The 10,185-nt window shown below is 71.7% G+C and carries 7 protein-coding genes and 1 pseudogene; 3 read left to right on the plus strand and 5 right to left on the minus strand.

What is annotated here, in order from left to right; genetic code table 11:
- The 4 genes from ACWC5O_RS19095 to ACWC5O_RS19110 form a co-directional block, all read right to left on the minus strand.
- The gene (locus ACWC5O_RS19095; protein ID WP_450588549.1) at window positions 1–1,362 is read right to left on the minus strand and encodes an ABC transporter permease subunit; all 1,362 of its coding nucleotides are present in this window, start codon (window positions 1,360–1,362) and stop codon (window positions 1–3) included.
- An 8-nt stretch (window positions 1,363–1,370) separates the two neighbouring features.
- On the minus strand, window positions 1,371–2,696 hold the full coding sequence (locus tag ACWC5O_RS19100) for an ABC transporter substrate-binding protein (protein ID WP_450588551.1): 1,326 nt from the start codon (window positions 2,694–2,696) through the stop codon (window positions 1,371–1,373).
- Window positions 2,697–2,734: 38 nt separating this feature from the next.
- Window positions 2,735–4,402, minus strand: a complete 1,668-nt coding sequence (locus ACWC5O_RS19105; RefSeq protein ID WP_450588552.1) for a glycoside hydrolase family 13 protein — start codon at window positions 4,400–4,402, stop codon at window positions 2,735–2,737.
- A gap of 130 nt (window positions 4,403–4,532) precedes the next feature.
- Window positions 4,533–5,798 (minus strand): ABC transporter substrate-binding protein, encoded by a 1,266-nt coding sequence (locus ACWC5O_RS19110; RefSeq protein ID WP_450588553.1) that lies wholly within the window; start codon window positions 5,796–5,798, stop codon window positions 4,533–4,535.
- A gap of 129 nt (window positions 5,799–5,927) precedes the next feature.
- On the opposite strand from ACWC5O_RS19110, the gene ACWC5O_RS19115 reads away from it, so the two are divergent.
- From ACWC5O_RS19115 to ACWC5O_RS19125, 3 genes are read left to right on the plus strand one after another with little or no spacing between them, the layout of a single operon-like run.
- Complete coding sequence (locus tag ACWC5O_RS19115; RefSeq protein ID WP_450588554.1) at window positions 5,928–6,443, plus strand: PadR family transcriptional regulator; 516 nt, start codon at window positions 5,928–5,930, stop codon at window positions 6,441–6,443.
- Window positions 6,440–7,207: an ABC transporter ATP-binding protein gene (locus tag ACWC5O_RS19120; protein WP_450588555.1), complete on the plus strand. Its 768-nt coding sequence runs from the start codon at window positions 6,440–6,442 to the stop codon at window positions 7,205–7,207. Before ACWC5O_RS19115 ends, ACWC5O_RS19120 begins: the two co-directional genes overlap by 4 nt.
- A gap of 35 nt (window positions 7,208–7,242) precedes the next feature.
- Complete coding sequence (locus tag ACWC5O_RS19125) at window positions 7,243–9,525, plus strand: FtsX-like permease family protein (RefSeq protein WP_450588557.1); 2,283 nt, start codon at window positions 7,243–7,245, stop codon at window positions 9,523–9,525.
- Window positions 9,526–9,803: 278 nt separating this feature from the next.
- Here the strand turns inward: ACWC5O_RS19125 and ACWC5O_RS19130 are convergent.
- Window positions 9,804–10,185 (minus strand): annotated as a pseudogene (locus ACWC5O_RS19130) (glucose-6-phosphate isomerase); the annotation flags it as partial.

A 10,185-nucleotide genomic window follows, 5' to 3' on the forward strand; every position in this document is an offset into this window, starting at 1 on the left:
TCATCGCTGACTCCTTCGGAAGCGGCGGACGTTGAAGACCATCGCGGGGATCACGAGGAGCAGGAGCAGCACACCGAGGGCGCTGCCCAGGCCCTGGTTGTTGCCGCCGCCGAAGGACACCAGCCACATCTGGGTCGCGAGGACGGTGGCGTCCTCCTGCACCGGTCCCGGCGCGATGATGTAGACGAGGTCGAAGACCTTCATCACGTTGATCACGAGGGTGACGAACACGACGGTCAGCACGGGGGCGAGCAGCGGGACCGTGATCCTGTGGAAGATCTGCCACTCGTTCGCGCCGTCCATCCGGGCGGCTTCCAGCGTGTCCCGTGGGAGGGTCGCCAGACCCGCGCCGATCAGCACCATCGCGAAGCCGGTCCAGATCCACAGGTACGCGCCGATGATCGCCGGTGTGACGAGGGTCGGGCCGAGCCAGGAGACTCCCTGGTAGGGCGGCGCGAAGTTCGACGCGGGCAGCTTCACCGTGTACGAGCCCCGGTCGAGCCCCGAGAAGTGGAAGGAGCCGTCGGACGCGGACGTGGTGCTCGCGACCGTCTTTCCGTCGCGCAGCGCCTCGACCTTCATGCCGGGCAGGCCGCTCTCCTTCGGGTCGACCCTGCCCTGCTTGCCTCCCCCGCCGGGGGTGAAGTCCAGGTAGACCACGCCGCGCAGTTCGTCGGCGGAAGCCTTCCGGGCCGTGGCCGGGTAGGCGGGCGAGGTGCCCTTCGGCAGGTCCTTGGGCAGTACGCCGACCAGGCCGAGGGCCACCGAGTGCCCCGGGGACAGGTCCGTGTCGGTCAGATAGGAGCCGTCCCGGCCCTGGCTGAGGCCCTGCCCGTCACGCGCCCGGGCCGTGGGATACGACGAGGTCCCCGTGAAGGCGTCGTGGACGGAGACCACGGCGGCGTTGAGGACACCCTTGTCCGGGTCCTCGTCGTAGGCGAGCCGGAAGATGATGCCGGCGGCGAGGAAGGACACGGCCATCGGCATGAACAGCAGGAGCTTGAAGGCGGTGGCCCAGCGGACCTTCTCCACCAGGACGGCCAGGATCAGGCCGAGGCCGGTGAGCAGTGCCGGGGCCACGACCACCCAGATGGTGGTGTTGCGGATGGCCTTCAGGGTCGCCGGGTCGCGGAACATCTCGGCGTAGTTGTCGCCGCCCACGAACCGGGTGCCGGAGGCGTCGAAGAAGCTGCGGCCGACGGAGAACAGCACCGGATAGACGACGAGGGCGCCGAGCAGGAGCAGGGCGGGGAAGACGAAGAGCAGGGCGACGGTCCGGGCGCGCCGCCGGCCGCGGCGCCCGCGGGCCGCATCTGCGGCCCGCGGGTTCGCCTGTCGCTTGGCGAGAGTGGTCGCGGTCATCTGTCCGCTCAGTCCTGGTAGGCCTTGGCCGCCGCGGTCTCCAGCTTCGCCGCGGTGCCCTTCGGGTCGGAGGGGTCGCGCAGGAAGTCCTGGAGCAGCTTCCACTCCCCCGCGCCCTTGGTGCCGCCGAAGGCGGCCGGTGCCTGGTCGGACATGTCGAAGCGGACCGAGTCCCCGGCCGAGACGAGGGACTTGGCGGTGGCCCGGGTGACGTCGTCGCTGTAGGCGGCGAGGTCGAGCTTCTTGTTCGGGGACAGGAAGCCGCCCGCCTTCGCCCACACGGCCGCCGCCTCCGGGGTGGCCAGGTATTCCAGGAGCTTCATGCCGGCCTTGGCGTTCTTGCCGTCCTTGAGGACGACGGCCGCGTCGCCGCCGCTGACCACAGGTGCCGTGCCGCCGCCGACCGCCGGGAACGGGAAGAAGTTCGCGTCCTTGCCGATGGTCCTCTGGAACTGGTCGTGGGCGACCCCGGCGACGAAGTCGCCCTCGTAGACCATGCCGGCCTCGGGCTTGGGCCCGAAGACCTTCTCGACCGAGCTGGGGAAGTCGGTGTTCAGCGCCCCCTTCTGGCCGCCCGCGATCAGCTGCTTGTCCTTGAAGAGCTTGCCGAGCGTGGTGAGCGCCTTGACGACCGAGGCGTCCGTCCACTTCAGCTTGTGGGCGGCGAGGGCGTCGTACTTCTCGGGTCCGGCCTGGGAGAGGTAGATGTTCTCGAACCAGTCGGTGAGCGTCCAGCCGTCCTGCCCGGCGACGGCGAAGGCCGAGAGCCCGGAGTCGGAGACGGTGTGCCCGGCCTTGAGCATCTGGTCGTAGGTCTTGGGCGGCTTGACGCCGGCCTGGGCGAGGGCGTCGGGGCTGTACCAGACGGTCGACTTGTGGGCGGCCTTGAAGTAGAGGCCGTAGAGGCTGCCGCCGACGCTGCCGTACTTCTTCCACACGGGGGCGAAGTCGGCGTCGACCGTCTGCTCGGCGGTCGGGGACAGGGGCTTGAGCCAGCCCTGCTTCGCGAACTGCTGGAGCACGCCCACCTGCGGGACCATCACGACGTCGGGCGCGTTGCCGCCCTCGATCTTGCTGCCGACGACCGTGGAGACGTTGTCGCCGGTGGAGACGAACTGCGTCTTGGCGCCGGTCTTCGCGGTGAACGCGTCGAGCACCTTCTGGAAGTTCTTCTGCTCGCTGCCGGACCAGACGCCGGCCACGGTGACCGTCTGGCCGCTGAGCGCCTTGTCGCCACCTCCCGCGGTGACCGGGCCGCCGCCGCAGGCGGTCGCGCCGAGGGCCAGGGCGAGGGCCGTGCAGCTGGTGAGCAGGGTGGTACGGCGTCGCATCATCGTTGATGTCCCTTCGAGGGGTGTGAGTTGGCGGAGGATCAGAGGTCGGAGTCGCTCAGCCACCAGGCGGCCGTCGAGCCGGGCAGCACCCCGGCCGGACAGGGACCGCTGGACAACAGGGGCGTGCCGGAGGCCGGCGCGGGCGTGGGGGACGTACCGAAGTTGACGGCGCAGACGAAGCCGTCGCCGCGGACGAAGGCGAGAACGCCCGGCGGGGTGTCCAGCCAGCGCAGCGCGCCCTCGCCCAACTGGGGCAGCGATGCCCGGAGCTGGAGGCCGTCTCGGTACAGGTGCCAGAAGGATCGGGTGTCGGCGAGGGCGCGGTCGGTGGCGTACTCGGCGAAGTAGGAGGGCTGCGGCAGCCACGGCTTGGCGCTCTCCGCCCCGGAGGTGAAGCCGAACGGGGAGGCCTGTCCGGACCACGGCAGGGGCACCCGGCAGCCGTCGCGGATGCGGGCACGGCTTCCGGTGCGGTGGAAGATCGGGTCGGTGAGCACGTCGTCGGGCAGGTCGACGACCTCGGGCAGGCCCAGTTCCTCGCCCTGGTAGATGTACGCGGCTCCGGGCAGCGCCAGCATCAGCAGCGCGGCGGCGCGGGCGCGGACGGTGCCGAGGCCGCTGCCTTCGGGGGTCGGTTCGCCGTAGCGGGTGACGGTGCGTACCTGGTCGTGGTTGTTGAGCACCCAGGTGACCGTGGAACCCGTGCCGGCTATGTCCTGCATGGCCTCGGAGATGACCTTGCGGAAGGCGTCGGCGTCCCAGGCCGCGCCGAGCAGGTCGAAGAAGAAGGCCTGGTGGAGTTCGTCCGGGCGGACGTACTGGGCGTGTTCGCGGGCGGTGGGGACCGAGACCTCGCCGACCAGCAGCCGCTCGCGTCCGTCGCGTGCCGTGTACTCCTCGCACACCGCGCGCCAGTGCCGCCACGTGTCGTGCACCTCGGGCTGGTTCCAGGCGAGCGGGTTGACCGAGTCGCGGGTGCGGGCGTCCGCCTCCGGGTCGTCGGAGTCGGGCAGTTCGGGGTGCTTGTAGAGGCCGGCGGCGACGTCGATGCGGAAGCCGTCCACGCCGCGGTCCAGCCAGAAGCGCAGGACGCGGTCGAACTCGGCGGGGATCTCGGGGTTGCGCCAGTTCCAGTCGGGCTGTTCGGGCGTGAACATGTGCAGGTACCACTGGCCGGGGCGACCGTCCGCCTCCGTGACCCGGGTCCAGGCCGGGCCGCCGAACATGGCGTGCCAGTTGTTGGGCGGCTCGCTGCCGTCCGGGCCGCGGCCGTCGGCGAAGTGGAAGCGGGCGCGGGCCGGGCTGCCGGGCTCGGCGGCGAGGGCCTCGCGGAACCACGGGTGCTCGCTGGAGCAGTGGTTGGGGACGATGTCCAGGAGCACCCTGACGCCGAGCCGCCGGGCGGCCGCCATCAGCAGGTCGAACTCGGCGAGGTCGCCGAAGAGCGGGTCGACGCCGCAGTAGTCGGCGACGTCGTAGCCGTGGTCGTGCTGGGGCGAGGGGTAGAAGGGGCTCAACCAGATGCCGTCGACGCCGAGCTTCTTCAGGTACGGCAGTCCCGCGCGGACTCCGGCCAGATCGCCGATGCCGTCGCCGGTGCTGTCGAGGAAGCTGCGGACGTAGACCTGGTAGATCACCGCGTCACGCCACCAATGATGCCTGTTCAACCCTGTGGCCTGTCTCTGTGAAGGGCAGCAGTTATGCATGCATGTTAGGTAGGCGTGTCGCGAGGGTGTCAATGAAAAGAACAAGGCTACTGCGGAGTTGGGGTAACAAATACGGACTTATTGGGGCACTCTGAGGCCAGATGAGATATCCGCGTTACCTAACAAGTAACTAGCGACTGGAGACGGCGGCCAGCTCGCGCGCCAGTCGGCGCACCGCGGCCTCGGGCGTCTCGTGCCCGGTCAGCGCGTCCTGCACGACCGCCTGCACCACCAGACTGACCTGGTCGTAGTGCGGACTCTTGGGGCGCGGAGCGGCCGTGAGGACGGCCGTGCGCAGGGTCGGCAGATAGGGGAACTTCCGTACGAGCGCGGGGTCTTCGTAGAGCGCGGCGCGTACGGGAGGCAGCGAGCCCCGGGTGAGCACCTGGCGCTGGACGCCCTCGCTGGTGAGGTACGCGATCAGGCGCGCGGCCGAGTCGGGGTGCCGGGCGTGGGTGTTGACGGCCAGGTTGGAGCCGCCCAGGACGCTCTTCCCCGGCCCGTCGGGCCCGGGCAGCGGTACGGCGCCGATCCGGCCGGCGACCTTGGAGCCCCTGGCCGAGGCCACGGCGTAGGCATAGGGCCAGTTGCGCAGGAAGAGCAGCCGGCCGTCCTGGAAGGCCTGCTTGGACTCCTCTTCCTTGTACGTCAGTGCCGCCTTCGGGATCCAGCCCTCGCGCAGACCGCGGGCGAGGAAGCCGATGCCCTCGCGGGCCGCGTCCGAGTCGACGGTGACGCGGGTGCCCTCGTCGCCGAGGATGGAGCCGCCCGCCGAGTACACGGCCTCGGCCGCGTTGACGGTCAGACCCTCGTAGGGCAGGAGCTGGCCCGCGTACCCGTCCAGGCCGTACTTGGGCGCGATGGTCTTCGCGTCGTGCTCCAGCTCGGCCCAGGTGCGCGGTGGCGGCACACCCTCCCTGGCGAGGACGTCCTTGCGGTACAGCAGCAGTCCGGCGTTGGTGACGTACGGCACGGCGTACAGCCGCCCGTCGTACGTCGCCGTGTCCACGACCGGCTGCAGGAAGCTCTTCAGCGGGAAGCGGTCACGCGGCAGCGGACGGATCCACCCGGCGGCCGCGAACTCCGAGGTCCAGTTGACGTCGATGTTGAGCACGTCGAACCGGCCCCGGTCGCCGCCGCGCAGGTCGGTGGTCATCTGCGCGTGGGTCTCGTCGGCGGAGTCCGGCAGCTCGACGAGGGTGACCTTCTCCGCGGGATGCGTACGGTTCCAGCCCTCCAGGAGCGGACCGAGGTAGCCGGTGAGGTCACCGGCGGTGGCCAGGGTGAGCGGACCGCTCCGGTCACGCTCCTCTGCGTGCGCGCCGGAGGCCGTGTACCCGGTCAGGACCACGGCGAGAACGAGGAGCCCCCTACCGGCGGCGCGCATCCACCGCATAGGTTCCTCCCTGAACACGTACACCCGGCCACGGGCACCTTCGCCCGACGGTCAGAGGCCATGTATACCTGTTAGGTATGGGCGATACTAGGGCCTGGAGCACATTACGAGAACAGGAGGACAGCACGAGTGCGCCTTGCCCTCCTGGCACTCCTCGCCCGCGGCCCGGCCCACGGCTACGAGCTGAAGCAGGACCTTGAGCAACTGCTGGGCTCCGCGTACCCTCAGCCGAACGTCGGCCAGATCTACGTGACCCTCGGCCGCCTCGAGAAGTCGGGACTGATCGAGGGCGAGGACGTCGAGCAGTCCAGCCGGCCCAACAAGAAGGTCTACCACCTCACCGACGCCGGGCGAGAGGCGCTGCACGCCTGGTTCGAGGAGACCGAGGACGAGCCGCGGGTCCGGGACGAGTTCTTCATGAAGCTCGCGCTCGCCCCGCAGACCGGTCTCGCCGAGCAGATCGCCCTCATCAACAAGCAGCGGCGCCAGTACCTCAACACCATGCGCAACCTGTCGAAGCTGGCCGCGGCCGAGAACCGGGACAACCGAATCGCCCATCTGCTGATAGAGGGCGCGATGCTGCACCTGCAGGCCGACCTCGACTGGCTGGAGCGGTGCCAGGAGGAACTGGAGGAGCTGGAGTGAGTGACGTCTCCTCTCCTGTGCGCGGGCACGCTCCTGTGCTGCGCGCCGAGGGTCTGGTGAAGACCCACCACGGCGAGGGCGCGCCCGCGCGTGCCGTCCGCGGGGTCGACCTGAGGGTCGGGCGGGGCGAGTTCGTGGCGGTCACCGGACCGTCCGGCGCCGGCAAGTCCACGCTGCTGCACCTGCTCGGCGGCCTGCAGCGGCCGGACGAGGGCAGCATCTGGCTCGACGGCCGGTGCACGGACTCCTTCAGCGAGGCGCGCTGGGCGGTGGAGCGCAGGAAGGCCATCGGGATCGTCTTCCAGTTCTTCAACCTGGTGTCGAACCTGTCGGTCGCCGACAACGTCGAGCTGCCCGCCCTGCTCGCCGGGATCCCGCCGAAGCGAGCCCGGGCCGAGCGCGAGACGCTCCTTTCCGAGCTGGGTCTGGAGGGCAAGGAACGCAGCATGCCGGGCGAGCTGTCCGGCGGCGAACAGCAGCGGGTCGCGCTCGCCCGCGCCCTGGTCAACCACCCGCCGCTGCTGCTCGCGGACGAGCCCGCCGGCAGCCTCGACAGCAAGGGCACCCGCGAGGTGATGCGGCTGTTGTCCCGCTTCCACGGGCGCGGGCAGAGCATCGTACTTGTCACCCACGACGCCCGGCTGGCCAGCGCCGCCGACCGCGTGATCAGCTTCTTCGACGGCCGCATAGCCGACGACGCCGCCCTCGACGGCGCCCCGTCCCGCAAGCCCGGGACCTCGGGTGTACTGGAGCTGAGGGACTGATGGCGCGCCGACCGCCCGGGGCCGGGGACTGAGCCGTGCGAGCCACCCTCCGCTGGGCCCACTCCGATCTGCGCACGCACCGCGGCGAGGCGCTGTTCATCACGCTCGCCACCGCCGGCATCGTCGCCTCGCTGCTGCTGGCCACCGCCCTCTTCGGCTACGCCACCAACCCCTGGCAGCGGACCTTCACCCAGGCACGCGGGGCCCACGTCTGGATCCACACGGCCGCCTCCACCGACGCCCACCGGCTCGCCCGGCTGGACGGCGTCGAGTCCGTCGCCGGCCCCTACCGGACCGAGGCCGCCACCGTCGCCTCCCGCGGCACTCGCGCCGCCGTGGAGCTGCGCGGCACCCCGCACCTGCCCTCCGTCGGCCGCCCGCTGCTCACCGCCGGCCACTGGCTGGACCCGGCAGAGCCGGACGGCGTGGTCCTGGAGAGCCGCCTGGCCCGGGCCCTGCTGGCCGAGCCCGGCGACACCCTCACGCTGCCCGGCACCGCCCGCACCCTGACCGTGGAGGGCATCGCCGACAGCGCGGAGCCCGGCTACAGCCCGGGCGCCCAGCCGGGGCTCGTCTGGGCGCTGCCGTCCGCCGTCCGCGCCCCCGGCGGCCAGGTGACCGGGCTGCGTCTGAAGGACCCTTCCGACACGGACTACGCGGTCCAGCGTGCCGTCACCGTGCTGGGCGCGGGCGCGGTCGGCGAGGTCTCCACCTGGCAGCAGGCGCGGGCCGACGCACAGGGCGAGAACCGGCTCCTCGGTCAGGTGCTCGGCGTGTTCGGGCTCGGCGCCCTGGTCGCCGCGGGATTCGCCGTGCACGGGGCGATCGGTACCCGCATCCGGGGCCATCTGCGGGACATCTCGGTGCTGAAGGCGATCGGCTTCACGCCGGGCCAGGTCGTACGGATCTTCCTGCTCCAGCACCTGGCGTACGCCGTGCTGGGTGCGGTGGCCGCGGCCGCGGTGACCGAGAGTCTCGGCACCCGGATCCCGGGGCGGCTCGGCGACGCGGTGGGCGTGTGGCAGGGCTTGCCGGGGCACACCGTGGCGCTGTCCGCGGTACCCGTCGCGGCGGTGCTGTTCATCGGCCTGACCACGGGGCTCGCGGCCTGGCGGGCGGGCCGGGTGCCTCCGGTGCCGGTGCCCCGCCCGTCGGCTCCGGCGGGCGGCCGGCTGACCGGCCTGGCCCGCCGCGCCCTGGGGCTGCGGCTGCCGGCCGCGCTGGTCCTGGGCTGCCACAAGGCGTTCGCCGGCCGCGGCCGGTCGCTGGCCGGCGTGGCCCGGCTGACGCTGCCACTTCTGCTGATCGTGGTGGCGCTCAGCGCGTGGACCACCATCGACCGCTTCCACAGCAGCCCGGAACGGGTGGGTCTGCCGACGGCGCTCACCCTCCGCTCGGACGGCGATCTGAGCGACCCGGACGTACGGGCTCTGCTGGCGGCGAACGACCAGGTCACCGCGGCCTACCCGGGCGTCGAGCTCGCCGCGCTGGTCCCCGGCCAGACCGGCACGATCGCCCTGCGCGGCCTCGGCACGCGCTCGCAGCCGTACCCCTACACCCTCGCCGAGGGCCGGGCCGCGCACGGACCGGACGAGGCCGTGGCCGGCCAGGGTCTGCTGGACCTGCTGCATGTGCGGGTCGGCGACTGGGTGCGGATGACGGTGGGTGAGCAGCCGCAGATCCTGCACATCGTGGGCCGCAGCATCGAACCGCAGAACGCGGGCCGGGTCGTGACGACCTCCCTGGACACCCTGCGCGAGAACGACCCGCGGCTGTCCCCGGCCTTCTACCAGCTGCGGCTGCGCCCGGGCGCCGACCCGCAGCGGGTCGCCTCCGCCCTGGCCACGGCCGGTACGGGACACCTGGACGTGCACGCGGTGACCAACCCGGCCGACGGGCTGTCCCCGCTGCGCGCCGTCGTCGCCGGGCTGATCGCCGTGCTCGCGCTCATCGGGCTCGTCGAGCTGCTCACCGCGATCGGCGGAAGCGTCCGGGAGGGCGAGCGGGACATGCTCGCCCTCAGGGCGATCGGCATGTCCCCTCGGCAGATCACCGCGATCACCGTCACGGCGACGACCAGTACGGCCCTGGCCGCGGTCCTCGCCGGTACGGCCCTGGGGCTGCCGCTGGCGCACCGGCTGATCGACGCCCAGGGCAGCTCCAACGGCATCGGCGCCGGCATCGCCCAGTCACCCTCGCCCGGCCTGCTGCTCCTGCTGGGCGCGGGCGCCGTGCTGGGAGCCGCGGCCCTGGCCGCCCTCCCCGCTGCCCGGGCGGCACGCCGCCGCCTGGCGGACACGCTGAGCGCGGTGGCCTGACCCCGGCTCCGGCGGGATGCGCACGTCGTTGATCTCGGCGGGGGGCCCGGTCCCTGCGGATCCTCGACTCCGCCCGCGCGTTCGTACGCCTTCTGGGCCGCGGTCACGAACGAGCGGTACTTCATGGTTCTGACGGCCGGGTCGAAGGCCGTACTGCGCACGCCGCGGCGAACCCCCTGCGTCTCACGCGTTTCCTCCCCTGAATCCAGTGGAACCCCAGGGGACGCGGACAGAATGCGCACAGGAGAATCGTCCGCGGCAGCGCTCGTGCGTGCGGGTCAGCTCCGGCCGCGCAGCTCCCGGTACTTGGCGACCAGCGCCTTCGTGGAGGCGTCCAGGCCGGGGACCTCCGTGCCCTCGGTCAGGGCCGGTTCGACGCGCTTGGCGAGGACCTTGCCCAGCTCCACGCCCCACTGGTCGAAGGAGTCGATGTTCCACACGGCACCCTGGACGAACACCTTGTGCTCGTAGAGCGCGACCAGCTGGCCGAGCACGGACGGGGTCAGCTCGCGCGCGAGGATCGTGGTCGTCGGCCGGTTGCCCGGGAACGTCTTGTGCGGGACCAGCTCCTCGGGCACGCCCTCCGCACGGACCTCCTCGGCCGTCTTGCCGAAGGCGAGCGCCTGGGTCTGGGCGAAGAAGTTGGCCATCAACAGGTCG

Source organism: Streptomyces sp. NPDC001450, assembly GCF_053597295.1.

What these genes read in the sequence shown, in the direction of transcription:
- ACWC5O_RS19100 (WP_450588551.1), bottom strand. Translation starts at nt 2,696, where the DNA reads ATGATGCGACGCCGTACCACCCTGCTCACCAGCTGCACGGCCCTCGCC.
- ACWC5O_RS19105 (WP_450588552.1), bottom strand. Translation starts at nt 4,402, where the DNA reads ATGCATAACTGCTGCCCTTCACAGAGACAGGCCACAGGGTTGAACAGG.
- ACWC5O_RS19095 (WP_450588549.1), bottom strand. Translation starts at nt 1,362, where the DNA reads ATGACCGCGACCACTCTCGCCAAGCGACAGGCGAACCCGCGGGCCGCA.
- ACWC5O_RS19110 (WP_450588553.1), bottom strand. Translation starts at nt 5,798, where the DNA reads ATGCGGTGGATGCGCGCCGCCGGTAGGGGGCTCCTCGTTCTCGCCGTG.